At 45.9% G+C, this 25,561-nt stretch carries 23 protein-coding genes; 14 read left to right on the top strand and 9 right to left on the bottom strand.

Annotated features, from left to right (window positions below; genetic code table 11):
• Nucleotides 1-10: 10 nt before the first annotated feature.
• Complete coding sequence (locus CDZ87_RS17010; protein WP_157806456.1) at nt 11-169, bottom strand: hypothetical protein; 159 nt, start codon at nt 167-169, stop codon at nt 11-13.
• Here CDZ87_RS17010 and yajC point away from each other — a divergent pair.
• The 6 genes from yajC (at nt 168) to CDZ87_RS07215 (ending at nt 6,598) form a co-directional block, all read left to right on the top strand.
• Nucleotides 168-497, top strand: a complete 330-nt coding sequence (gene yajC / locus CDZ87_RS07240; protein ID WP_038174964.1) for a preprotein translocase subunit YajC — start codon at nt 168-170, stop codon at nt 495-497. The two genes, CDZ87_RS17010 and yajC, sit on opposite strands and share 2 nt — an antisense overlap.
• Nucleotides 498-518: 21 nt before the next feature.
• Nucleotides 519-2,375 (top strand): protein translocase subunit SecD, encoded by a 1,857-nt coding sequence (gene secD / locus CDZ87_RS07235; protein WP_100752893.1) that lies wholly within the window; start codon nt 519-521, stop codon nt 2,373-2,375.
• Between the two features lie 14 nt (nt 2,376-2,389).
• The gene (gene secF / locus CDZ87_RS07230; RefSeq protein ID WP_100752892.1) at nt 2,390-3,337 is read left to right on the top strand and encodes a protein translocase subunit SecF; all 948 of its coding nucleotides are present in this window, start codon (nt 2,390-2,392) and stop codon (nt 3,335-3,337) included.
• Nucleotides 3,338-3,417: 80 nt separating this feature from the next.
• Nucleotides 3,418-3,921 carry a hypothetical protein gene (locus tag CDZ87_RS07225; RefSeq protein WP_100752891.1) on the top strand — a complete coding sequence of 168 codons (504 nt, stop codon included), beginning with the start codon at nt 3,418-3,420 and terminating at the stop codon, nt 3,919-3,921.
• Between the two features lie 350 nt (nt 3,922-4,271).
• A complete protein-coding gene (locus CDZ87_RS07220) occupies nt 4,272-5,609 on the top strand; it encodes a cytochrome ubiquinol oxidase subunit I (protein WP_100752889.1) in 1,338 nt (445 codons plus the stop codon).
• The gene (locus CDZ87_RS07215) at nt 5,606-6,598 is read left to right on the top strand and encodes a cytochrome d ubiquinol oxidase subunit II (protein WP_100752887.1); all 993 of its coding nucleotides are present in this window, start codon (nt 5,606-5,608) and stop codon (nt 6,596-6,598) included. Before CDZ87_RS07220 ends, CDZ87_RS07215 begins: the two co-directional genes overlap by 4 nt.
• A gap of 58 nt (nt 6,599-6,656) precedes the next feature.
• Here CDZ87_RS07215 and CDZ87_RS07210 read toward each other — a convergent pair whose 3' ends face one another.
• The 3 genes from CDZ87_RS07210 to rdgC all read right to left on the bottom strand — a co-directional run bounded on the left by CDZ87_RS07210 (nt 6,657) and on the right by rdgC (nt 9,526).
• Complete coding sequence (locus CDZ87_RS07210) at nt 6,657-6,911, bottom strand: YfhL family 4Fe-4S dicluster ferredoxin (RefSeq protein WP_100752885.1); 255 nt, start codon at nt 6,909-6,911, stop codon at nt 6,657-6,659.
• A gap of 2 nt (nt 6,912-6,913) precedes the next feature.
• Nucleotides 6,914-8,329 carry a prephenate-dependent tRNA uridine(34) hydroxylase TrhP gene (gene trhP, locus CDZ87_RS07205; RefSeq protein WP_100752883.1) on the bottom strand — a complete coding sequence of 472 codons (1,416 nt, stop codon included), beginning with the start codon at nt 8,327-8,329 and terminating at the stop codon, nt 6,914-6,916.
• A 282-nt stretch (nt 8,330-8,611) separates the two neighbouring features.
• Nucleotides 8,612-9,526: a recombination-associated protein RdgC gene (gene rdgC, locus CDZ87_RS07200; protein WP_100752881.1), complete on the bottom strand. Its 915-nt coding sequence runs from the start codon at nt 9,524-9,526 to the stop codon at nt 8,612-8,614.
• A 208-nt stretch (nt 9,527-9,734) separates the two neighbouring features.
• Here rdgC and phoB point away from each other — a divergent pair, with 208 nt between their 5' ends.
• The 3 genes from phoB to CDZ87_RS07185 are packed head-to-tail and all read left to right on the top strand — an operon-like array spanning nt 9,735 to nt 12,713.
• On the top strand, nt 9,735-10,424 hold the full coding sequence (phoB, locus tag CDZ87_RS07195) for a phosphate regulon transcriptional regulator PhoB (RefSeq protein ID WP_100752880.1): 690 nt from the start codon (nt 9,735-9,737) through the stop codon (nt 10,422-10,424).
• A 31-nt stretch (nt 10,425-10,455) separates the two neighbouring features.
• On the top strand, nt 10,456-11,754 hold the full coding sequence (gene phoR, locus CDZ87_RS07190) for a phosphate regulon sensor histidine kinase PhoR (protein WP_100752879.1): 1,299 nt from the start codon (nt 10,456-10,458) through the stop codon (nt 11,752-11,754).
• Nucleotides 11,755-11,762: 8 nt separating this feature from the next.
• Complete coding sequence (locus CDZ87_RS07185) at nt 11,763-12,713, top strand: PstS family phosphate ABC transporter substrate-binding protein (protein WP_245834666.1); 951 nt, start codon at nt 11,763-11,765, stop codon at nt 12,711-12,713.
• Nucleotides 12,714-12,716: 3 nt separating this feature from the next.
• Here the strand turns inward: CDZ87_RS07185 and ppx are convergent, their stop codons facing one another.
• Complete coding sequence (gene ppx, locus CDZ87_RS07180; RefSeq protein WP_100752876.1) at nt 12,717-14,216, bottom strand: exopolyphosphatase; 1,500 nt, start codon at nt 14,214-14,216, stop codon at nt 12,717-12,719.
• Entirely contained in the window at nt 14,200-16,308 is a 2,109-nt protein-coding gene (gene ppk1 / locus CDZ87_RS07175) for a polyphosphate kinase 1 (RefSeq protein ID WP_100752875.1), read from the bottom strand. The genes ppx and ppk1 overlap by 17 nt, the downstream gene beginning before the upstream one ends.
• A 196-nt stretch (nt 16,309-16,504) precedes the next feature.
• Here ppk1 and CDZ87_RS07170 point away from each other — a divergent pair, with 196 nt between their 5' ends.
• The 4 genes from CDZ87_RS07170 (at nt 16,505) to phoU (ending at nt 22,064) form a co-directional block, all read left to right on the top strand.
• Complete coding sequence (locus CDZ87_RS07170; RefSeq protein ID WP_100752873.1) at nt 16,505-18,688, top strand: ABC transporter permease subunit; 2,184 nt, start codon at nt 16,505-16,507, stop codon at nt 18,686-18,688.
• Between the two features lie 27 nt (nt 18,689-18,715).
• Nucleotides 18,716-20,362, top strand: a complete 1,647-nt coding sequence (gene pstA, locus CDZ87_RS07165) for a phosphate ABC transporter permease PstA (protein WP_100752872.1) — start codon at nt 18,716-18,718, stop codon at nt 20,360-20,362.
• Nucleotides 20,363-20,364: 2 nt separating this feature from the next.
• The gene (gene pstB, locus CDZ87_RS07160; protein ID WP_100752871.1) at nt 20,365-21,183 is read left to right on the top strand and encodes a phosphate ABC transporter ATP-binding protein PstB; all 819 of its coding nucleotides are present in this window, start codon (nt 20,365-20,367) and stop codon (nt 21,181-21,183) included.
• Nucleotides 21,184-21,365: 182 nt separating this feature from the next.
• Nucleotides 21,366-22,064: a phosphate signaling complex protein PhoU gene (gene phoU, locus CDZ87_RS07155; RefSeq protein ID WP_100752870.1), complete on the top strand. Its 699-nt coding sequence runs from the start codon at nt 21,366-21,368 to the stop codon at nt 22,062-22,064.
• Here phoU and CDZ87_RS07150 read toward each other — a convergent pair.
• The 3 genes from CDZ87_RS07150 to CDZ87_RS07140 all read right to left on the bottom strand — a co-directional run bounded on the left by CDZ87_RS07150 (nt 22,061) and on the right by CDZ87_RS07140 (nt 24,359).
• On the bottom strand, nt 22,061-22,825 hold the full coding sequence (locus tag CDZ87_RS07150) for a copper homeostasis protein CutC (RefSeq protein WP_100752868.1): 765 nt from the start codon (nt 22,823-22,825) through the stop codon (nt 22,061-22,063). The genes phoU and CDZ87_RS07150 overlap by 4 nt on opposite strands.
• Nucleotides 22,826-22,962: 137 nt before the next feature.
• The gene (locus CDZ87_RS07145; RefSeq protein WP_100752867.1) at nt 22,963-23,265 is read right to left on the bottom strand and encodes a YebG family protein; all 303 of its coding nucleotides are present in this window, start codon (nt 23,263-23,265) and stop codon (nt 22,963-22,965) included.
• Between the two features lie 203 nt (nt 23,266-23,468).
• Nucleotides 23,469-24,359, bottom strand: coding sequence for a LysR substrate-binding domain-containing protein (locus CDZ87_RS07140; RefSeq protein ID WP_100752865.1), 891 nt, complete (start codon nt 24,357-24,359; stop codon nt 23,469-23,471).
• A gap of 113 nt (nt 24,360-24,472) precedes the next feature.
• Here CDZ87_RS07140 and CDZ87_RS07135 point away from each other — a divergent pair, with 113 nt between their 5' ends.
• Complete coding sequence (locus CDZ87_RS07135; RefSeq protein ID WP_100752864.1) at nt 24,473-25,435, top strand: TDT family transporter; 963 nt, start codon at nt 24,473-24,475, stop codon at nt 25,433-25,435.
• Nucleotides 25,436-25,561 lie beyond the last annotated feature (126 nt).

Here is a 25,561-nt window from a genome sequence, read left to right as displayed (position 1 = left end):
GATTTTCAATTCAAGCCTTTGGTATTGTGCCAAAGGCTTTTGCTAATAAAATAGGCAGACGCGCGTAATTTTTGAGAGAGCGATCTCTATTGCTTGCTTTACTACTTGAATCTAAACCGTGAATGCCCAATTTGAGTATCAATAAATAATATATAGAGGATTTTTTCATGTTTATTTCTCCAGCTCACGCAGCAGCAGAAGGTTCACCAGCCGGTGGTGGTTTTGAAATGCTAATCATGCTTGGCATGTTTGCGGTGATTTTCTACTTTATGATCTACCGTCCACAAGCTAAGCGTGTAAAAGAGCACAAAGGCTTAATGGCGTCGATGGGTAAGGGGGATGAAGTTCTGACCAGTGGTGGTTTAGTGGGTAAAATTACTAAAATCGCAGAAGATAACGACTACATCACTATTGAGTTGAATACAAACAACGAAGTTGTGATCAAAAAAGATTTCGTTACTGCAGTGCTACCAAAAGGTACGCTTAAATCTCTGTAAAACAGCTAGAGGATCCTCGCTGTGCTAAACCGATACCCGTTATGGAAGTATTTGATGGTGATGTTTACCATTGCCATCGCTGCGCTGTATGCACTTCCAAATCTCTACGGTGAAGATCCGGCAATTCAAGTTACAGGGGCGCGTGGCGCCTCTGTAGAAATGTCAACGCTGGATTCTATCACTCAAGCTCTCGAAAAACAGGGCTTATCTCATAAATCCATTGCTCTTGAAAATGGGTCTATTCTTGTACGTTTTGGCGATACTGATACTCAGATCAGTGCTCGTGACGTGATCAATGAAGCGTTAGGTAGCGACAATATTGTTGCCCTCAACCTTGCGCCAGCAACGCCTGATTGGCTTGAATCTATTGGTGCTGCACCAATGAAACTCGGCCTTGATCTCCGTGGTGGTGTTCACTTCTTAATGGAAGTGGATATGGACGCGGCGATGGAAAAGCTGGTGGGTCAGCAAGAAGAAGCTTTCCGTAGTGAGTTGCGTGAAGAAAAAATTCGTTACCGAGCCATTCGTCCATCGGGCAAAGAGGCAGTGGAAGTGTTATTGCGTGATCAGCAGCAACTCGACGATGCTCTACAACTTCTCGGAAAAAATCACCCAGATATGATCTTTACTGAATCAGGCTCTGACGGTCGATTTGCTCTTGTTGCGACTTTTTCTCAGCAACGCCTAGTTGAAATTCGCAATTACGCCGTTGAGCAAAATATTACTATTTTGCGTAACCGTGTTAACGAGTTAGGTGTCGCAGAGCCGCTGGTTCAACGCCAGGGGGCGAGTCGTATTGTTGTCGAGCTGCCGGGTGTTCAAGACACCGCGCGCGCTAAAGAAATTCTTGGTGCGACTGCAACTCTTGAATTCCGCGAAGTTGATTCAAAAGCGGATCTTGCCGCTGCTGCTAGTGGTCGAGCGCCAGCTGGAAGTGAAATTAAGCAAGATCGTGATGGGCGTCCTGTCGTGTTAAAGAAACGCGTCATCCTTGGTGGTTCAAGCATTACCGATGCAAGCTCCAGTGTTGACGAGTATGGCCGTCCACAAGTTAACATCTCACTGGATAGTGAAGGTGGTAACAAAATGTCTGCGTTCTCGAAGAAGAACATCGGTAAGCTTATGGCGACGGTGTTTGCAGAGTACAAAGATAGCGGTCGCCGCACGCCGGATGGTCGCGTCATCTTATCAAAGCATGAAGAAGTCATTAACCAAGCAACGATTCAATCTGCGTTAGGTCGTAACTTCCGTATTACAGGTATTGACTCTGCCGCTGAAGCTCACAATTTAGCACTATTGCTGCGTGCTGGTGCTTTGATTGCGCCAATTTCAATTGTTGAAGAACGTACCATAGGTCCATCTATGGGTCAGCAGAATATCGATATGGGTGTTCAGGCGTGTATTTGGGGTATGGTCGCGGTAATGCTGTTTACCCTGTTCTACTACCGCAAGTTTGGCCTGATTGCCAATATGGCACTGATGGCCAACCTAGTACTGATTATTGGTGTGATGTCGATGATTCCCGGGGCGACGATGACGCTACCTGGTATCGCCGGTATTGTTCTGACGGTCGGTATGGCAGTCGATGCTAACGTTCTGATCTTCGAGCGAATACGTGAAGAACTTCGTGATGGACGCAGTCCACAACAAGCGATTCACCAAGGTTACGCCAATGCCTTTAGTACCATCGCTGATGCCAACATCACCACTCTTATCACCGCAATTATTCTGTTTGCTGTTGGTACGGGTGCGATTAAAGGTTTCGCGGTGACACTGTCTATTGGTATTTTAACTTCTATGTTTACTGCTATTGTCGGAACGCGCTGTGTCGTGAACCTAATGTACGGTGGTAAACGCATCAACAAACTGTCGATCTAAGGCTGGCAATTAGTATGTTTCAGATTCTAAAAGCAGAAAAAATGATCGACTTTATGCGTTGGTCGAAGTTGGCATTTATGTTCTCCATTTTGATGATCGGTGCGTCGATCTTTACTCTTTCGACCAAATGGTTGAACTGGGGTCTAGATTTTACGGGCGGCACGCTTATTGAAGTGGGATTTGAACAACCAGCTAACCTAGAAGATATTCGTGGCGCATTAGAAGCGAAAGGTTTTGGCGATGCTACGGTACAAAACTTCGGTAGCGCGCGTGAAGTCATGGTTCGTCTGCGTCCGCGTGACAATATTGCTGGTGAAACTTTGGGTAACCAAATTCTTACAGCGATCAAAGACGGTACTGGAGAAAGCGTTGAGATGCGCCGTATCGAGTTCGTTGGTCCGAACGTCGGAGATGAGTTAACCGAAGCTGGTGGTTTAGCGATTATTGTGTCGCTGCTGTGTATCTTGCTTTACGTATCGGTGCGTTTCGAATTGCGTCTGGCAGCCGGTGCTGTATTGGCGCTTGCGCACGATGTGATCATCACACTGGGTGTGTTCTCTCTGATGGAGATCGAAGTCGATTTGACTATCGTGGCAGCGTTGTTAACCGTTGTCGGTTACTCGCTCAACGATACCATTGTTGTCTTTGACCGTATCCGTGAGAACTTCCGTAAGATGCGTAAAGGCGAGCCACCGGAAATTATGAACAATTCAATTACGCAGACGTTGAGCCGTACCTTGATTACGTCAGGGACGACTTTGTTTGTGGTTATTGCACTGTTCACTCAAGGTGGCGCACTGATTCATGGTTTTGCAACCGCGTTACTGCTTGGTATTACCGTTGGTACTTACTCATCAATCTATGTTGCTTCGGCACTGGCATTGAAGTTGGGCATCAACAAAGAACACTTAATGCCACCTCAAGTTGAAAAAGAGGGTGCAGAGTTCGACGAGATGCCATAAGGTTTATTCGTTTATTAAAGCCGCTGATTATCAGCGGCTTTTTTCTTTTTATAAGTATGGTTTCTTTTTGTAGGCAGCTTATGTGGCGTGCATTTTGTGTTATCACTCTAGTTGTTACTCAATCAGTGTCGGCTGCGAGTATTGTTTTCTCTGATGACGATAAAACGCTAAAACAATCGATTGTTTCTGGCTGGCAAGCATGTGGTGAGGTAACTTGGTGTGAAGACGAGCTTATTTATTACCGTGACAGTTTTATCGCGGAGGCGCGGGTCGACGAAACTCAAGTACACATCGAACTTCTTGCTCAATACAGCGCCCACCGCTTATCTCAAGTACAACTTGGTTTACGTAAAGATGGCTTTGAGATCATCAAAGCTACCATTGGCCAGCAGTCACTTGATGTCAATACACTGCTCACGGGTTTTAGTCGTCTAGAGGCAGATAAAATACTGATTCTATTTATTAACCGATTCTCTCAATCAACGCCTCGAGTACTGATTTGGCAGGCAGGACAAAGACAACTTGAGCTTATTAGTGATGGCGAAATTATCATTTTGCATTACCATCATGATGCGCAGGACTAAGACAAGTTGGGAGTCTCGCCATACTGTAGCGGATTAATGGCTATGAATGTTAACTTTATGTAATTTTCTTTCATAATTTCCGATACTTACCTAAGGGTAGGCCGAATTAACGTCAAGTTTGCCATTTTATCCGCAAGATAACGTGACTTAGTAAACTTTGGATACATATCATTGTATTTTGAGACGATTCTTTTACACCTTTTCTCCTCAAAAATTGATATAAATCAATTTTTTAATACGCTGGATTCATCGGGTTAAGCTCAGATGGATCCAATTCGTCCTTTTCTACGTAATTAAATTACATCAGCAACGAGCTCATTAGAGCGAGACGAGTGTTTTGAGGACATAAGATGTTAGACACCCTCATGTTGTCGCGAATTCAATTTGCGGCCAATATTAGCTTTCACATACTCTTTCCGACTATCACCATTGCTTTGGCGTGGATGCTAGTTTTCTTTAAATGGCGTTATAACCGCAGTCAAGCGCCAGTTTGGCTGGATGTCTATTACTTTTGGGTCAAAATTTTTGCACTGACGTTTGCGCTCGGTGTGGTCTCAGGGATCACAATGAGTTTTCAATTTGGCACTAATTGGCCTGGGTTTATGGAGCGCGTCGGTAATGTTGCAGGCCCACTCTTAGGGTATGAAGTCATGACGGCCTTCTTTATGGAAGCGACCTTCCTTGGTGTGATGTTGTTTGGTCGCGGTCGCGTGCCTGATTGGTTCCATACTTTGGCGACCGTTCTGGTTGCGGTTGGTACTACAATGTCGGCATTTTGGATTTTAGTGCTTAATAGCTGGATGCATACGCCAAGTGGTTATGAGCTCATTGATGGCATTGTTCATGTTACCAGTTGGAAAGAAGTGATCTTAAATCCATCGCTGCCTTACCGATTTACTCACACCTTGTTGGCGTCAGCGTTAACCGCAAGCTTTTTGGTTGCTGGCATCTCGGCCTATCAAGTGACGAAACAACCAGGCCATCGTGCGGCGAAGTTAGGTCTGAAGGTTGCGCTATTTGCAGCCGCGGGTTTTATCCCACTGCAAATTTTCATTGGCGATCTACATGGCTTAAATACCTTAGAACATCAACCCGCGAAGATCGCAGCGATGGAAGGGGTATGGGAAACCGAGCAAGGTGCGCCACTGCTCTTGTTTGCTTGGCCAAATGAAGAGACTCGCACCAATGATTTTGCCGTTGGCATTCCTAATTTAGCTAGTTTAATCCTAACCCATGACCTCAATGGTGAAATTGTCGGACTTAACCAGTTTGCTCCTGATCACCCTCCAGTTAAACCGCTGTTCTTCGGTTTTCGAATTATGGTCGGAGTGGGCGTGTTGATGCTACTGGTCAGTTGGTACGGGGCGCTGCGTTTGATGCGCAATAAGCCTTTGCCTAAGTTTTATCTCTATACCGTGGTCGCTATGACATTCTCTGGTTGGGCAGCTACATTGGCTGGTTGGTATGTCACTGAAATTGGTCGTCAACCTTGGTTAGTCAGTGGCGTATTGAGAACCTCTGACGCGGTAACAGGCGTCGCTAGTAGTAGTGTGATGATCTCACTGCTTATGTACCTTACTATTTATGCGGTTCTGCTGGTGGCTTACATTCACACCTTATTCTATTTGGCGCGCAAAGATATTGCCGCACATCAGGTGCCATCCCAAGAGCAAGGGGCTTCTTCATGAGCAATTATTTACCAGAAATCTACTTATTGCTACTCGGCTTTTCGGTGTTTATGTACGCTGTGTTAGATGGCTATGATTTAGGCGTGGGTATGCTACTGCCAAGTAACAATGAACAGCAGCGTGATCGTATGATCGCCTCCATTGGCCCATTTTGGGATGCCAACGAAACCTGGTTAGTATTGGCCGTCGGCATCTTATTGATCGCGTTCCCAAGTGCGCACAGTTTGATATTGACCGAACTTTACCTTCCGACGGCGTTAATGTTGATCGCACTGATTATGCGCGGTGTGGCCTTTGACTTTCGTGCCAAAGCGCAGTCGGATCATAAAGAGCACTGGGATTGGTGCTTCAGGCTAGGATCCTTGATGGCATCTTTAACACAAGGTTATATGGTTGGTCGCTACATTATGGGGTTTGAAGATTCAAATCAAGCTTATGGTTTCGCTGTGTTAAGTAGCCTATGTGTTGCTGCGGCTTACGTTTATATTGGTGGTGCGTGGTTAGTACTTAAAACGGAAGGTGAGTTACAAATACGTGCTGCGCGTTGGTCGCGAAGAGCTGGATGGGTTGCTGGATTAGGTATTTTTGCGGTTAGCGTGGTTAACCCGATGGTTAATGAGCAGGTCGCACTACGCTGGTTTAGTTTTCCTGAATTCTTGCTATTAGCGCCTATTCCTATCATCGTCTTAGCTACTATTTTTGTCGTTGACCGCTACCTTCGCCAAGTACCTATGATCAATGATTTAGGTGTCCGTTGGCCATTTTTTGGTGTTACGGTAATTTTCGCCCTGAGCTTTTTAGGGCTAGCGTACAGTTTTTTCCCTCAAGTTGTACCTGGATTGATGACGGCGCAGCAATCTGCCTCATCACCTGCAACGCTGATTATTGTCGGCTATGGGGTGATGATAGTGATGCCAATGATCTTGCTCTATACCTTTGCGGTGTATCGAATATTTAAAGGTAAAGCGACCGATTTAAGTTATAAGTAGGTCTGTAAAAACGAAATCTAGGACCATAAAAAACGCCGCTTGAACGCGGCGTTTGTCTTTAGGCTAATCCTTGAATGATGACGAACTTCTCTAACAATTGTTCTTCAGTCTCAATATGACTTGGGTCAGTGATAATACATTTAGTAATAGGGCAAACTGACTGGCAAGTCGGCTTGTCGTAATGGCCTTTACACTCGGTACAAAGGTCTGGGTCAATCTCAAAGATAGACTCCCCCATAGAGATTGCCCCATTAGGGCACTCAGGGTCGCACATATCACAGTTAATGCATTTATCAGTGATCAGCAGTGCCATGCTTATTTACCTGTTGGGTTACGGGTATCCTGACCGACATTAAGGTTACGCATCAACAAGCCGAATTCTAGGTCCATGTCTTGTGGAACAGGAATAAACACGAAGTGGCCGTTACCTTTTGCGTCTTCAATTGACTGTGACTTACGGTTTTCCATTGCTTCAAGAGTGAACACAACATTACCTTTAGGGGTCATCAGCTCAAGGCTGTCACCGACTAGAAATTTGTTCTTCACTTCGATCTCTGCAAGATCACCACGGCGTTTACCGGTAAATTCACCGACAAATTGCTGAGCGTCTGAGACAGAATAGCCGTAGTCGTAGTTTTGGTAGCTATCGTGTGTGTGACGACGAAGGAAGCCCTCGGTATAACCGCGGTGAGCTAAGCTTTCTAGTGTGCTCATTAGGCTCTCATCGAAAGGCTTGCCTGCAACCGCATCATCAATCGCTTTACGGTAAACTTGTGCAGTACGAGCACAATAGTAGAACGACTTAGTACGACCTTCAATCTTAAGAGAATGAACGCCCATCTTCGTTAAGCGCTCAACGTGTTGGATCGCACGCAGGTCTTTTGAGTTCATGATGTAAGTACCGTGCTCATCTTCGTAAGCGGCCATTTTTTCGTCAGGGCGGTGCGCTTCAGAAAGTAGCACCACTTCGTCGCTAGGTTTGCCACGCCCAATGGTGGTTTCAGGACGCTCATCAGCAACAGCTGCCGCTTGAACTTCAATCGCTTGTGTTTTTGCTGGGTCAAATTTTTCGACGATATCGCCAGTGTCGTTCTCTTTACCTTGTTCAACCTTGTATTCCCAACGGCATGCGTTGGTGCAGGTGCCTTGGTTAGGATCGCGCTTATTGATGTAACCAGACAATAGACAACGACCAGAGTAAGCCATGCATAACGCGCCATGAACGAAGACTTCGAGTTCAGTTTCTGGGCAGTGTTGGCGGATCTCTTCAATTTCTTCCAAAGAAAGCTCACGCGAGACAATTACACGTTCAACACCGTTGGCCGCCCAGAACTTCACCGTCGCCCAGTTGACAGCGTTAGCTTGAACAGACAAGTGGATTGGCATTTCAGGGAAGGCTTCACGAACCATCATGATAAGACCAGGGTCAGACATGATCAGTGCGTCAGGCCCCATCTCAACCACCGGTTTAAGGTCACGGATGAAGGTCTTTAGCTTTGAGTTGTGTGGTTGAATATTACAGACCACGTAAAGCTTTTTGCCCAGGGCATGCGCTTCGTTGATACCAATGTTTAGGTTTTCGTGGTTAAACTCGTTGTTACGTACACGAAGGCTGTAACGCGGTTGACCAGCGTAGACGGCATCTGCCCCGTAGGCAAAGGCGTAACGCATGTTTTTTAGGCTACCCGCAGGTGATAGTAGCTCAGGTACGAATGCTTTCTCAGTAGTCATTGTTTTTCTCTAGTCTGATCTCAAGTCAGGTTACTTCCACCTTGTGGAAGTAAAGGGGCGCAAATTTTACGTCAAAATGTGACTTGTGACTAGGGGAAATATCCAAACAAACTGTGTGCCTATTCGGTGCTTTGTTGGCAGAGTCGAAATTTGAAACTAAAGAAATGTTTAAAACAAGATGGGCCGAGGTGATAGCAGGCTAAGTTGTCCCAACCGATACTGTCGTCATCATCGTGGTGACGACAGTATCGGTTGCTTAAGTCTTACACCATGCCGTTTTGATTAGGCATTTGGGTGAGGCAATCCACCAAGGCAGTCATAAAGATTAGGTAGCAAAGCGCTCAGCTCACCACACATCAACGAGAAGTCAGCGTCAAAACGCGCGGCTTGATCTTCACGCGGAATGTCTTCATTTTGATCTTTAAGTTCATCAGAGAACTTGAGGCGCTTGATGCTACCATCTTCAGCCAAAATGAACTCGATACGTTCTTGCCACCATAGGGCGAGTTTAGTGACTACTTTATCTGCGTCGATATGGCTGCGAATCTCATCAGCCGTCAACTCTTGTTTTTTACAGCGAATTACGCCGCCTTCTTCGAGTACCGATTTAAGCTCAGCTTCATCAAGCATTTCAATACCGGCAGGCGTTGCGCCCGTTTTGACCCATTCGGTCAACGTAGTTTCAACGGCTGTTTCTGGAATGGCTGGCACAACTGGTAGGCTACCCATGGTTTTACGCAGCAGGGCTAGCACATCTTCGGCTTTTTTGTAGCTGCTGGCATCGATGAGAATGAAGCCTTCTTTTGGTAAAATCAGCACATAAGTATGGTTGCTGCGGCTAAAAGCGCGCGGTAACAGATCGATCAAGATGTCTTCTTTGAGATTATCTTTCTCTTTCTTCTTCAGCGCACGGCCTTCTTGTCGCTCCATCGCCTCGACTTTTTCATTCAAAGAGTCCTTGATGACCGAGGCCGGAATCATTTTCTCTTCTCTTTTGGCGCAGATCAGAATACGGTCTTCTGATACGTGAGTCATCATGTCGCCATGTTTTCCCATCGCCGTTACCCAGCCAAATTTTTGCTTGTCTTGGCTGCCACAGGGGGTAAAACGAAACTCAGCCAATTGCTTCTCTAGTTGGTCCGCATTGAACTCAATATCACGGTTAAAACGATAAACCAAACAGTTTTTAAACCACATACTCTTTCTCTATGCCTTTTGTTGAGCTGCCAATCATAAAGACTTTTGCGACGCTTGTCTTACTGCAAACACACAATAGTGGGATGAAAGTTATATGAAAATTTGTTTTCAAAGGTCACAAAAGTGTCATAATTGCTAGTGATAATGCTTAACGTTGCACAAGGGCTACTAGCCCGAAATTACTCAACTTATACAAGGTTACGGGATTATGTCTAGAAGGATTCTGGTTGTTGAAGATGAAGCACCAATTCGTGAAATGCTCTGCTTTGTTCTCGAACAAAAAGGTTACCAAGCCGTTGAAGCAGAAGATTACGATAGCGCGGTTACGAAACTGGCTGAACCCTTCCCAGATCTAGTGTTGCTAGACTGGATGTTACCAGGTGGCAGTGGCATCAACTTTATCAAACATATGAAACGCGAAGAGCTGACACGGAATATTCCTGTGGTTATGTTGACGGCACGCGGTGAAGAAGAAGATAAAGTTCGTGGGCTTGAAGTTGGCGCTGATGACTATATTACCAAGCCATTTTCACCTAAAGAGTTAGTGGCGCGTTTAAAAGCAGTCATTCGCCGCGTGACTCCTACGGCTCTTGAAGATGTGATTGATGTACAAGGTCTCAAGCTTGACCCTGTTTCACACCGAGTGACGGCCAACGAACTACCATTAGATATGGGCCCAACAGAATTTAAGATGCTGCACTTTTTCATGACTCATCAAGAACGTGTCTATAGTCGTGAGCAACTGTTGAACAATATATGGGGCACAAACGTGTATGTTGAAGATCGTACTGTCGATGTTCATATTCGTCGTTTACGTAAAGCGCTTGAAGCCGCTGATCATGACAAATTGATCCAGACCGTACGTGGCGCTGGCTATCGTTTTTCGACCAAAGCATAGTAGTATTGCGAGTGCGCAAACGGAGAGGTAAGTGGTAGAACGTTTAACTTGGAAAAAGCTAGCTTGGGAGCTGGTTTTTTTTTACACCCCATGGATCGTCGTAGGGTGGATATTTGGTCATATGCCGTGGTTGCTTTTGGCGGCGACGGCTTTGCAGCTTGTCTGGCACTTACATAACCAAATGCGTCTATCAGCCTGGCTATGGGATGAAAAGCGCTTGACGCCACCATCAGGGAGTGGCAATTGGGAATCGTTGTTTAATGGTATCTATCGTCTTCAGCAGCGTCAGCGTAAAAAACGTAAAGAATTGACCAACCTGATTCGCCGTTTCCGTAATGGTGCTGAATCTTTGCCAGATGCTGTGGTGGTGTTTCGCAGTGAAGGCAACATTGTCTGGTGCAACAAACTTGCTCAACATCTACTCGGTTTTAAATGGCCCGACGACTCCGGCCAGCCAATTTCGAATTTGATTCGTACCCCCGATTTTATCAAATACCTCAATAAACAAGACTTCTCTGAGCCGTTAGAGATGCGTTCGCCGCTTAACGTTGAACGTATGCTTGAGCTACGTATCGTACCTTACACCGAAGGTGAACACTTGATGGTGGTGCGGGATGTTAGTCAGTTGAAGCAGCTCGAGGGCATGCGTCGTAACTTTTTTGCTAATGTCTCTCATGAGTTGCGCACGCCAATGACGGTATTGCAAGGTTATCTGGAAATGACCGAAGACCCAGATATGGTGGTGGGCCCAATGTGGACCAAAGCTCATGGGGTGATGACCGAGCAGCTCAATCGAATGAATAGCTTGGTCAATCAGCTGCTGACGTTATCAAAAATTGAAGCGGCGCCGATGCATGAACTGGATGAAGTGGTGAATGTGCCCGCGATGCTTGAGGTATTAGAAAAAGAAGCCGTTAGTTTAAGTGGTGAGGCCGAACATAAACTCAGTTTTGATGTCGATAGTAAGTTGCGCGTATTAGGTGATGATGATCAACTGCGCAGTGCGATTTCTAACTTGGTCTACAATGCGGTAAAGTACACCCCACCAGGTGCAGATATTCATGTTCGTTGGTACCAGAGCTCTCAAGGGGCGCATCTTGAAGTGGAAGACAGTGGTGATGGTATTGAGCCGCAGCACCTACATCGTTTAACTGAGCGTTTTTATCGAGTCGACAAAGCACGCTCGCGTGATACGGGTGGCAGTGGCTTAGGGCTGGCGATTGTTAAGCACGCTCTTTCACATCATGATTCGCGTTTAGAAATACACAGCGAAGTCGGTGTTGGCAGTAAGTTCTCGTTTATTCTACCGTCTAGGTTGGTGGTTAAGTGATTAAGCCACTGTTGACGTCATTGTTACTCGTCTCTAACGCATGCTTGGCAAGTCAGACGCTGTTACCTGATTATCAAAAAGTGCCGGGTATTTCGGGCACGTTAACCAGTGTTGGCTCAGATACATTGGCCGGTATGACGACGCTATGGGTTGAAGAATTCAAGCAGTTATACCCAAGTGTTAATGGCCAGGTGCAAGCGTCGGGTTCCTCGACGGCGCCGCCAGCATTAACCGAACGTACGGCGCAATTTGGGCCGATGAGTCGACCAATGCGAAACCGCGAAATTGAAGCGTTTGAACGCGAGCATGGTTACAAGCCTACTGTATTGAGAGTGGCGATCGACGCGATTGGTATTTTTGTTCATCGAGACAACCCAATCGAAGGGCTCAATTTTGTTCAACTTGATAGTATTTTCTCTGCCACTTTGCGTTGTGGGTCGACAAAACAAATTAATCGTTGGGCTGACCTTGGCTTAGATTACCAATGGGCCAAGCGTGGTATTCAATTGTTTGGGCGTAATTCGGTGTCTGGAACTTATGGCTACTTCAAAAAACACGCCCTGTGTGGCGGTGATTTTAAAAATAGCGTTAATGAACAGCCGGGATCGGCGTCTGTTGTTCAATCGGTAGGCTCTGCCGTTAATACTATTGGTTATTCGGGGGTTGGTTATCAAGTGTCTGATGTCAAGTTGCTGCCGATTGCACAGCGGGGCAGTGAGTACATTGAAGCGAGTCAGGAAAATATTTTATCTGGTGAGTACCCATTAGCACGCTATCTTTATGTTTATGTTAATAAACATCCGTCGAAACCGTTAAGACCGATCGAACGTGAGTTTATTCGTTTTATCTATTCTCTTCAGGGGCAAGCCTTGGTGGCCAAAGATGGTTATGTGGCGATCTCGGCGTCAATAGCCCGACAAGAATTGGCGAAAGTCGGTATTACTCCCTCTACCGATTAAGGTTTAGATGATTAACTGCCAGTTGACGTTGTGCCAGTAGGCTTGTTCATTTTGCAAGTCGGCGCGAAGTAATTTATTGTTTTCCAACCAACTTTTTTTGTGCGAGCTCAGAGTCCATTTATCGCCATCAATGGTTAAATTGGGCGTCTCAATCAACTCGTCGCTGCGCTGTCCATTGAGGATGATCGCAAGGCGCAAAATACGAATCAAACTGATAACACCGGCTTGATCATAAAGGGTAAAAGGCTCCAGTTCATTCAGTTTTAACGCTTTACGTTGAAAGCGCACTAGCACCGCAAGCAGGCGTTGTTGTTCGCGGTTGAACCCCGGCATATAGGTATGGCGCAAAATATACGCTGAATGGCGATGAAAAGCTTGCAAGCTAATACTTAGTCCGACTTCGTGTAACAGCGCACTCCACTCGAGTAACTCAAATAGTTGAGAGCTTTTTTTGATTCCGACATCTTTATGAATCTGTTGAAATAATTCACGTGCGTGGCCTTTGATTTTGGCGGCATGATCTAAATCGACAAGGTGTTTGCTGGCGAGATTTTCGGTGGTACGCATGCGAATATCAGAACGCTTGAAGCTATCTTCCATTTCGAAAAGCAGGCCTTCACGCAATGCACCTTCAGAAAAATGCAGTTGGTTAATATTAATACTGGTCATGATCGCATGTAAAATGGCAACACCAGCGGCAAAAACAGGTTTTCTCTCAGTCGTTAACCCCGTCAGTTCAATGTCATCGATGGTGGCCCATTCACACAGCTTGTTGATCAGTTTTTCTAACCGTTTGGCAGTGATCAGTCCATCATCATAGCCCAGGCCAACCAGAACTTCACAAATGGCTTTGATTGTGCCGGATGAACCAAAGGCAATTTCCCAACCCATTTTTTTATAGCGATGAGCAATCGATTCGAGCTTTTGTTCGGCAGCGAGCGTCGCGCGATTAAAATTCTTTTTCGACAATTTACCATTGGCAAAAAACTCGCGGTTGTAACTAACGCACCCCATTTGCTTGCTGTTAATGAGCTCAGGTTCAAAGCCACGACCAATAATGATTTCGCAGCTGCCGCCGCCAATGTCGATGACCAATTTTGAATCAGACTCAGGCTGAGTGTGAGCAACGCCCAGATAGATCAGGCGCGCTTCTTCAACACCGGGAATAATTTCGATTGGGAACGGCAAAACTTCACGGGCACGCTGTAGAAATATATGAGCGTTATTGGCTTGACGCAAAGTATGAGTGGCGGCAATACGAACGTTTTGTTCTTCAAAACCTTGCAGGCGTTCGGCAAACATAGCTAGGCATTCTAGCCCGCGTTCAATCGAGGCATTATCGAGATTTTTTTGTCCATCAAGCCCTGCAGCTAAGCGAACCCGCTGTTTATGGCGACTGATGAGCTGTAAATCTTGTTCGACAACTCGCGCAACAACCATATGGAAGCTGTTTGAGCCTAAGTCGATGGCGGCGACATCACGAATGTCAGACGTTTGGTTCATCTTCTCTCAATTGCTCTTTACGTTTCTGATACTTAGTTTGTTTTTCTATATTTTTAAGATAGTCGTAAATCGCAATTTGTGAGCGAACTTTCTTCCGATTACCACGAGGCACGTAGCTATTGCTCATCTCCTTATCGATCCATCTCGCTTTTACGGTATCGATAAAATGAAGATTGACGATATCAATAATGCGCTGTTTAAGGCGAGGATCACGTACTGGAGCCGCTACTTCAATTCGGTGATCAAGATTGCGTGTCATCCAGTCAGCCGAAGAGATGTAGACCGCTGGATCGCCGTCGTTGTGCGCAATGATGACCCGCGGGTGTTCAAGAAAACGGTCAACAATGCTGATGATTTTGATATTGTCACTAACGCCATCAATACCAGGAACCAGCGAACACATGCCGCGGATAATCATTTTGATCGTCACTCCGGCATTACTGGCGCTGTAGAGTTTATTGACCAGACCTTTATCGACTAAGTTATTGACCTTGATGGTTAAGGCGGCCTTTTTTCCCGCTTGTGCATTAGCAATCTCATTGTCTATCAAGCGATAGAGTTCCTTACGCGAGTTTCTTGGGGAGACAACTAAGTGATTGAAGCGCACCGGACGATATGGGTTTTCGATGTAACCAAACACATTTCGCACTTCCCGAGTTAAATCAGCATCGGCGGTAAGTAAGGAAAAATCGGTATAGATACGAGCTGTTTTTTCATGGAAGTTACCTGTGCCTATATGTGCGTAGTCGATGATTTCATCGTTTTCACGTCGACTAATCAGCAGCAGTTTGGCGTGTATTTTTAACCCTGGCGCGCCAAATACAACTTCCACTCCAGCTTCGGTCAGAGTGCGTGACCACTCTATGTTAACCTCTTCATCAAAACGAGCTTGCAATTCGACCACGACGGTCACGCTTTTACCGTTGTGCACGGCATCAATCAGCGAATTCATTAAGCGCGAGTCTTTTGCCACGCGGTAGATATTGATTTTTATACTGATGACTTTAGGATCAAACGATGCCTGACGAACCAATTCGCTAATGTGTTCAAACGTGTGATACGGATAGTAGAGTAAAATATCTTGCTTTCGAATAGCATCAAACTTGTTAGCGAAGCCGTCAAAGTCGGCACATTTCATTGGCGGTAAAGGTTTGTTTTCTAAGTAATCACGGCCAAGATTAGGAAAGGTAATAAAGTCTTTAAAATTATGATAGCGCGTCCCAGGAATCAGACTGTCGTAGTTGGATATCTGCAGTTTTCCGCACAGGAAATTGAGCATCTCTTGCGGCATATCACGCTGATAAACAAACCGAACTGGCATTGCGGTTAAGCGCTGGCTAACGCCCTCTGACATTTGCTCTAACAAGCTATGATCAACTTCATGACCTAAATCGTACTCCGCATCTCGCGTCATTTTCATTGCGTAACCATTGAGCTGTTGGTAATCAAAAAAGCCACTAAACAAATCATCTAAGCAATAACGAATAATATTATCGAGTAAGATAATGGTTTTACGGCGCTTGCCTTTCTGCTCAGGCATTATGATGAAACGCGGTAGGTGGTCTGTTGGGATCTCGATCAGTGCGTATTGACTATGTTGTGGTTGTTTAAGTTCAACGGCAATGTAGGCGTATTCGTCTTTAAGAAATTCCAGTACATCAATATCGTCACGCATCAACAAGGGAGTCAAATGTGGTAAGACTTCGCGGTGAAAATACTTTTTCGCCCACTTTTTCTGCGCGTCGCTTAGCTGAGTTTCATTGACTAAAAAGATCCGTCGTCGCGCCATTTCACGGATGAGTTCGTTGTACAATTCATCAAAACGTTCATTGAGTTTGAGCGCTTTGGTTTGCATTTTTGTTAATAAGTGCTTGGAGTTATCGTTACCACCGCGCTCTTGGTTGATCAGAATGCGTCGTTTAACATCGGCAAAGCGAACTTTATAAAATTCGTCTAAGTTATTAGAAAATATACCGAGGAAGCGGATACGCTCAATCAAAGGAACACTCTTATCTGCCACCTCTTGCAGAACACGTTCATTAAATGACAGCCAACTGAGCTCTTTTTCGATATACAGTTTTTCGGTACTCATCCCTTACTCCAATCCCTGGTTTGAAAATATGAAGTCTGCCGAAGCCTCTCCATGGATTAGCAACTTAAGGCATTTGCATGACACTTTTATTGCATTTTTTTATTGCATTGTTTTCAGTTGTTTATTGCGATCTGTAATATAATTGTCACCTAATAGAAATATTATACTCTAGGACGAAAATAGGTAAATAAATCCGATGACCAGAGCACAATTCTCCTTACGAGAGCGAGATCGAAAACGGCTAATCAAAGATAGATTGGTGCGTCTTGCTGTATCTGCTGGTGGGGTTGGCGTTTTAGCGGCGTTGGTACTGATTTTTGTTTATTTGGCGATGATGGTTTTACCGTTGTTTAGTGATGCCAAAATTACACCGAATGCGCTGAGCAAAACGGTGTCTACCCAGCAAGTGATTGCGGCGGGAATCGATGACTATGGCCAACATGCGTATTTAATTTCAAAACAAGGCCAGATTGATTTTTGGTCACTCAATGATGATCGCGATACGCCAGTGCTGTCACAAACGCTCACTGAGCCAAATCGTCTGTTCGCTCAATCGGTGGCCGCGCAAGGTTGGTATGGTTTTGCTTCACCTGAAGGAGTAATCCATTTATTTAAACCACAACTAGCCACGGCACTGAATAAAGATCAGCGTGATTTTGCACCGAAAGTGTTGGAGTTTTCGCCCTCATTTGGCTTAGATAAACCCAATAGCCAGCTCAAGCAGTTTGCGTTTGCCCAGCAAAAGAATTTAACCCTAGTGGGCTGGTATCAAGATGGTTCGATAACCGTGCGTTGGCAGCAAGCCGACAGCGTCAAAAGTTATACCTTTGCCCAGCGTTTTCCCCAGCTTGACCAGTTGCTTCTTACTCCCGATGGACAAACACTGTATTTGCGTTCGGGTTCAGAACTGATTATTGCCACTAAAAGTGCGCAGCGATTCGATGTGCGAGAGGTGGTCGATTTAAGCCAAGGGCGCACAGAGCACAGCGTTTGGCATATCGATCTGCTGTCAGGTGCCTATTCACTGCTGGTGACTCATCAAGATGGCTTGGTGTCGCAATGGTTTGATGTGCTCAATCAAGATCAGCGCCAATTAACCCCAATTCGTCAGTTTAAGCTTGCATCACAACTGCAATTTTTATTACCAGACACCTACCGTAAAGGCTTTTACAGTTTCTACATCAATGGCACGGTGCAAAGTCACTACACCACCAGTGAGAAACTGGCACTATTCGAGCGTGCTTACGACAAAGCGCCTTCATTGGCAGCCATGTCGAGCAATGAGTCCTATTTACTGGCGTTTGATGACGGCCTACTGAATGTTGCGGTTGTCGATAACCCTTATCCGGAAGTGTCATTGTCTTCGCTGTGGCAAAAAGTCTGGTACGAAAGCTACCCAGAGCCGCGTTATGTGTGGCAAACCACCTCAGCTAGTGATGAGTTTGAAGCCAAGTTTAGTCTTATTCCCATTGCTTTTGGTACCCTAAAAGCCGCGGCTTTCGCGATGTTATTTGCCGTTCCTATAGCGGTGCTCGGTGCCATATACACCGCTTATTTTATGACGGCTCGTATGCGCCGGGTGGTTAAGCCATCGATTGAGCTGATGGAAGCCTTACCCACGGTTATTATTGGTTTTTTAGCTGGGTTATGGTTTGCGCCGATCGTTGAAAGTTATTTAGTGGCGATTGTTGCTTTGATGCTATTTATGCCGTTCTCTATTGTGCTGATTGGTTTGATGTGGTATTTGCTGCCTAGTCGATGGACGGAGCGTTTTGCCAATGGTTGGCATGCCGTGATCTTGATTCCCGGAATCGCTTTGGTGAGCGTGGCAATCTTGTCGCAAAGCGGTAATATCGAAGCGTTATTCTTTGCTGGAGATGTGCGGGTCTATTTGGCCGAGCGCGGCATTAATTTTGACCAGCGTAATGCTCTTGTGGTTGGTTTTGCGATGGGGTTTGCCGTGATCCCAACCATTTTTACCATTGCGGAAGACGCGATTTTCTCGGTGCCCAAACACCTTTCTGATGGGTCACTTGCATTGGGTGCGACGCAGTGGCAAACCTTATGGTATGTGGTACTGCTTACCGCAAGCCCGGGCATTTTCTCTGCGATCATGATGGGACTTGGTCGTGCGGTTGGAGAAACCATGATCGTATTAATGGCGACCGGTAATACCCCAATTCTGGATTGGAATATTCTCGAAGGGATGCGCACCCTTTCGGCGACCATTGCGGTGGAGATGTCCGAATCAGAAGTCGGCAGCTCACACTATCGAATTTTATTCTTAGCGGCATTGTTGCTGCTGATGTTTACTTTTGCGGTTAACTCGTTAGCCGAGTGGGTACGTCAGCGTCTACGCGAAAAATATCGCTCACTCTAATACTCTCTACAGTAGGAAATAGGCAACGTGTTTAAGTGGTTTAAATCAGGGTCCCCATGGATATGGTTAACAGGCGGTGCGGTCAGTATCAGCTTGCTTTCTGTGCTTGGCCTGTTGCTGCTTATCGGTTGGAAAGGCCTTTCTTACTTTTGGCCTGCACCGCTGTATCAATGGCAAACCGATCAAGGTGAGCTGTTAATTGGTCAAATTTATGAGCAGCAATCTATCCCTATCAGCCACTTGCGTGAAATGGATGTCGAGCTGCCTGAAGAGATCGTTGACAGAGGGTTAGTTGAGCGAGTGAGTATCAAAGTGGCCAATCGTGAGCTCTACTCTGCCGATTTTGTTTCGTTGTTGGAAGTGAACCTTAATCCACCGACTCGCCCACAAGGTTGGGCTGTGATTGAGCGTACCCGAGATGGCGACTTTTTTGGTCGACCGGTTGGTTACGTAAAGGAAAATGGCCAAGTTAGTCGTGAGGTGGAGCAAAACTTAGCGCAAGGTTTCGCCTTTGCCAAACAGATCCGCCAACAAATTGAAGACTTGATTGAAGGCGATATTCGTACCATTAATGCCCAAGCGCAGCGGTTGCGACTAGCGCACCGAAAGCACAGTTTAAATGGCACCCTAGATCACGCCTTTAGCGATTTATATCAAAAGCAAAGTAAGCAATATCGCCAAGCTTTGATTTACGCAGAAGCCAAACTGGATAGCCTTCGTGACCAACTGACGCGGCAAGGGTTGCAGGTCGAAGAGATGACAGGGCAACGGGTTACGATTCCACTCAGTCAAATTTTGGATTTATGGTATCCCAATCAAATGAGCAGCGCAGAGAAACTACTGCGCTGGGGGCAACAGGCGTGGAAATTTTTGTCGGAAAATCCCCGTGAGTCTAATTCTGAAGGTGGTGTGTTTCCGGCGATGTTTGGTACGGTATTACTGGTACTGATTATGTCGGTGATTGTGATGCCACTTGGTGTTATTGCTGCGATCTATTTGCATGAGTATGCGGGGAATAACGCCTTTACTAGGCTGATTCGTGTCGCGGTGATAAACCTAGCCGGGGTGCCTTCGATTGTTTATGGTGTGTTTGGGTTAGGTTTTTTTGTTTATACCTTGGGCGGCTCGATTGATACGCTGTTTTATCAAGAGCAATTGCCCGCGCCAACCTTTGGTACACCAGGGCTTTTATGGTCAGCCTTGACCCTCGCCGTACTGACATTGCCCGTGGTGATTGTTGCCACAGAAGAGGGGTTAACACGCATCCCTAACTCGGTTCGTCATGGCTCATTGGCACTTGGAGCCACGCAATTTGAAACCATGTGGCGGATTGTTTTGCCGATGGCAAGCCCTGCAATGATCACCGGATTGATCTTAGCGATTGCTCGTGCGGCGGGAGAGGTCGCGCCTTTGATGTTAGTGGGAGCAGTAAAACTGACTTCAAGCTTACCGATTGACAGTCAATTTCCGTTCTTACATCTTGAGCGTAAATTTATGCATTTAGGCTTTCACATTTATGATGTTGGTTTTCAAAACACCAATATTGAAAGTGCCAGACCTTTGGTTTATGCCACCTCGTTTTTACTGGTTACTGTCATTGTTGGGCTTAACTTAACAGCGATCAGTATCCGTAACAATTTGCGCGAAAAATATCGAACACTAGGACAAGATTAAGTATGTTTTCTGTCAATCAAACCTTGGGCTATCAAGCGCCATTAGATGTCAACAACCTCAGTGATGAGCAAACCGCGATTGCTATCGAAGGGCTCAATTTGTTCTATCAAAATACCCAAGCGCTGCACGACATTTCAATGCGTATCCCCAAAGGACAAGTGACGGCGTTTATCGGACCATCCGGGTGTGGCAAATCAACCTTACTGCGCTGCATCAACCGAATGAATGATTTAGTCGAAGGATGTCGGGTTGCAGGAAAGGTAAAATTGCACGCTAAAAACGTTTACCACCCAAAGGTTGATGTAGCGACACTGCGCCGCCGAGTGGGAATGGTGTTTCAGCGTCCGAACCCATTTCCTAAGTCGATTTATGAAAACGTGGTTTATGGTTTGCGCTTACAAGGCATTAACAACAGCCGCGCATTAGACGATGCGGTTGAGCGTTCATTGCGCGCCGCAGCACTGTGGGATGAGGTCAAAGATCGTCTGCATGAAAATGCATTTGGTTTATCGGGAGGCCAGCAGCAACGATTAGTGATTGCGCGTGCAATAGCCATCGAACCTGAGGTATTACTTCTTGATGAACCCACTTCAGCACTTGATCCGATTTCGACTCTTACGATTGAAGAGTTGATCAATGAACTGAAAACCAAGTATACCGTGGTGATCGTAACGCATAATATGCAACAAGCCGCAAGGGTGAGTGACCATACCGCCTTTATCCATATGGGGAAGTTGGTTGAATACTCAGATACCGATTCTATTTTTACTTCGCCATTGAAAAAGCAGACCGAAGACTATATTACAGGTAGATACGGTTAAAATTCTTCGTCATATTTAAAACTGTAGCCTTGTTAACGGTGAAAGTTGCCTCTAATCATATAGACGAACTATGCTCATAGGGCTGCAATTTCTTGTTGCTTTGTTACAATTCTAGCTAGTTAGAACAAATAATTACGCTAATCTTTTGCTACTTGTTCAGAAAAAAGAGAGTCACTTTATCTATGAATTTTGGACGCCATATTTCAGGCCAGTTTAATGTTGAGCTAGAGTCGATCCGTACCCACGTACTTACCATGGGTGGGTTGGTCGAGCAGCAATTGTCGTTTGCAATGCAAGCGCTGCACCATGATGACATTGAGCTAGCAAGAAAGGTGGTGCGTGATGATCATAAAGTCAACGCAATGGAAGTGTCGATTGATGAAGCCTGTACGCGTATTATCGCCAAAAGGCAGCCGACGGCGAAAGATTTACGCCTGATTATGGCGATAATCAAAACCATTACCGACTTAGAGCGGATTGGCGACGTTGCGACCAAGATTGCTTATGTGGCGATCGAAAGTCCATCACAAAAAGAGCGCCAGTTCCAAGTATCGTTACAACCTCTGTATCGACAAGCGATTGATATGTTGCATAAAGTGTTGGATGCGTTTGCTCGCATGGATGTTGATGCCGCTGCAGAAGTGCATAAGCTGGATGACAAAATTGATGCTGAATACGAGGCCGTCATTCGCCAGTTAATGACCTATATGATGGAAGATCCGAAAAATATCCCTAATATTTTACAAGTGATGTGGTCTGCGCGCGCGATAGAGCGTGTCGGCGATCGCTGTCAAAATATTTGTGAATACATCATCTACTTTGTGAAGGGTAAAGATGTTCGCCACTTGGGCGAACAAAGCATTGATGATGCGCTGCGTTAACTCGCTGAATCCCAGCACTGGTTAATCTGTTTTACCACCTGTTCAATCGCTTCTGAATTAGTGACGGGAATCACTAAGTCATCAATCGCGTCACTGCCCATTTTTGCTTGTTGGATTACGCCATGCATTAGACTGATACGGCTGGTTTTGCCTGAGAGATGAACCTCACGTACGCCTGTCTGGGTGATAATGTCGACGACGTTTGCGTCATTTAAGCCTGCTCCCGCCATAATCGAAATACGCCCATCGGCTTGTGTGACCATTTGGGCTAATGTGCCACTTCCTTGAGTGACATTGGCCGCTTGTCCTGAGCTCAATACACGTTCACAACCTAGCGAAATCACCTGTTCTAATCCATTGATCCAATCGCGGCACTGGTCAATAGCGCGGTGAAATGTTACGCCTAATCCGTACAGTTTGGCCCGCTCGGTTAACTGCTGCATCGCGACGAGATCGATGTCACCGGCAGCGGTTAAAGCGCCCAAAACGACGCCTTGTAACTCGGCTTCGGCGGCGGCTTCAATATCGAGCAACATCGAATCAATATCATCTTGGCAATAGAGGAAGTCACCTTGACGGGGGCGAATCATGGCATAAATGGGAAGAACTGAAATCTGGCGCGCCTTTTTCATTAAACCAAAACTAGGCGTTAAGCCGCCAAGTGCCAGTGAAGAGCAAAGTTCAATCCGGGTCGCACCGCCAGCAATGGCATTGTGCAGAGATTCTAAGTTATCGATACAAACTTCAACGTGATATTTCATGCGCTAAGCCCAATTAGGGGGAATGATGAACTATTCTAGCAGTCAGGTGATGAGATATAAGGGTAAATATAATAATATTTATTTCCGTAAAAAAACCTCAGCATGTTGCTGAGGTTTCGTGTTGAACTGGTGCGAGATTAAGCTGCGTCATCTTGCTCTTGTTCAGCGTCTTCGACCGCTGCAACTTTTTTCGACTTCTTCGGTGCAGGCTTGCGCTTAGCACCCAGTGCGTATAGCACCTCTTCTTTGTTTTGTGCTAGGAACATCGCCAAGTCTTCTTGCTTGCCTTCTTCTTCTAGCAATTCACTTTTACCTAGTAGCACAAAAAGCTCATCTGCCATATCGAGCATTTTGTCATATGCGTCAGCTTCCGCTTTAGAGGTAAAAGTCATTTTCTCTTCTCCGTTGCGTTCTACCACGTACTTGACGATTACAGCCATGGTTGGTCCTCTAACTCAAATTATTGAATGGATTTACTGTCTTTTTATACAGTTTTTAACTAGTAAAGTCTAGGCGAGGAGATAAATATGCGACTTAAGTGGCTAGGGTCTGTTTATCTTTCGCGGTTAAATTTTGTTTGAGATAGAATCGTTTTAGGCGCGGCAAGAAGTATTTAGCCTAGTTATTCTAAGTCAATACTGCTCTAGTCTTTGCGCCATTGCTGACAGTAGTCGATAAAGCGCTTTAGTAGTGGGCTTTGGTACTTTTCTTTGTGAACTAAAAGCCAGTAGCGGCGCTTCATATCGAGCGGCAACCTAAGCTCAACGATGCGGCCATCATTGAGCGCGGGTTGCGCGGCGAGTTTAGATAGGCAACCTAACCCAAGCCCCGCAGAGACACTGTTGATTAATGCTTCGGTGGTGTTGAGCTGAAAGGCTTCGTGCCACTGCTCAATGCGTGGCGCGATCATACGTAAAAAGAATTCCCGTGAGCCAGACCCTGGTTCACGCAAGATCCATTCGCTACGTTCTAAATTCTCCATCGAAAAAGCTTGCTGTAATAGCGTAGAGTTAGGCGAGCATACGACACACATTTCATCTTGGTTAAACGGAGTTGAAATAAGCTGTGGATGAAGGGTTTTGCCTTCGATAAGCGCCAGATCGAGCTGATAGTCGACCAGTTTTTCGCAAATCAGCGCCGAGTTAGAGATCAACAAACTTTGCGCGGTGTGTTGTGTCTCACGGCGAAAATCACTCAATAGATAGGGCGCGACTTGATTGCCAATGGTATCACTGGCACCAATGCGCAGCAGTCCGGAAAGCGTTTGGTCATTATCGAACAACTGTTCAATATCTTGCGCCCGCTCGATGAGTTCATCGGCCAAAGGCAGTAACTTCTGCCCCTCTTGATTGAGAATAAGCCGATTGTTGACTCGATCAAACAGTGAATGACCGATCTGCTTTTCGAGCTCAGATAACGCCATACTCACCGCTGCCTTAGAAAGAAACAGCGCTTCTGACGCTGCGGTTAAGGTGTCATGCTGAGTGATGGCAATAAAGACTTTCAGCTGTTTCAACGAGATATTAGACGCCATGATTCATTGTTTAAATTTACTGAACGAATGTTTTAAATAATTGGATATTATTGAACAAATAGCAAGCGTAAACTGCAGTTGACATTGAGAAATTGAGACATTGTGAGGCAGTTATGATTAGAACAGCAAAAGCAAAAGTGATGGGAGCGCCGACTCCGATGGCCGGCTTAGCGCTAGGGATTGCCAGTCTAGGATGGTGTTGGGAAAATGCCGCACAGTTTAATGGCTACGCGCAGTGGAGCGCAGCCGCGATGGCGAGTGTATTGCTCTCAATACTGGCGGTGAAATTTCTGTTCCATCGCCATCTACTACGTGAAGATTTAGCTCATCCGGTGGTGGGCAGTGTTGTGCCGACCTTTGCCATGGCGACCATGGTGGTGTCGAACTCGCTTGGGCAGTTTTGGCCGATGATTGGCGATAGTCTGTGGCTGTTCGCGGTGGTTTTGCATCTGCTGTTCTTAGTCAGCTTTGCATACCACAGAGCTAAAGACTTTCAACTACACCATATGGTGCCAAGTTGGTTTGTACCACCGGTGGGGATTATTGTGGCGGATGTGTCGTTTTCGGGCAATCCGTGGCTCAGTCTGGTCGCTGATGCTGCCTTAATGTTCGGCATGACCGCTTACGCGCTCATGTTACCGATGATGATCTACCGCTTTATGTTTACTGAGCAAATTCCTGATGCGGCAAAACCGACCATGGCGATCATGGCCGCGCCAGCAAGCTTATCCTTAGCTGGGTATTTGACGGTGGTGGCTGAGCCATCACCAGTGATCATTGGCTTATTGTTCGGCATTGCCGTGTTGATGACAGCGATTATCTATTTGGCGTTTTTTAAACTGTTAAGATTGCCATTTAGTCCCGGCTATGCGGCGTTCACCTTTCCAATGGTGATCGGTGCAACGGCATTGTATAAGTTAGTGGCCTGGATGGAGAGCATTGGCATAGCAAGCAAGTACATCAGACAAGTTGAGTGGTTGGCAGGTTTTGAGCTTATCATAGCTAGCCTAGTGGTTAGCTATGTTGCGTTGCGCTACCTTGCTTACTACCGACCATTCAGCCGTAGCTGCGGTTAGCATAGACGGTATGCTTATACCCGTTCAACCCTTGAGCGGGTATTTTGATTCGAGCCAAATCATGCGCTTATATTGCTCTGCTAACCGCTCAGGTTGTGCTAGTCTCAGGCTAATTGTGGCAACGAT

Origin of the sequence: Vibrio salilacus (assembly GCF_002811245.1) — a bacterium.
Taxonomy (GTDB): Bacteria; Pseudomonadota; Gammaproteobacteria; order Enterobacterales; family Vibrionaceae; genus Vibrio; species Vibrio salilacus.
This window is presented reverse-complemented; position numbering and strand designations above follow the sequence as displayed.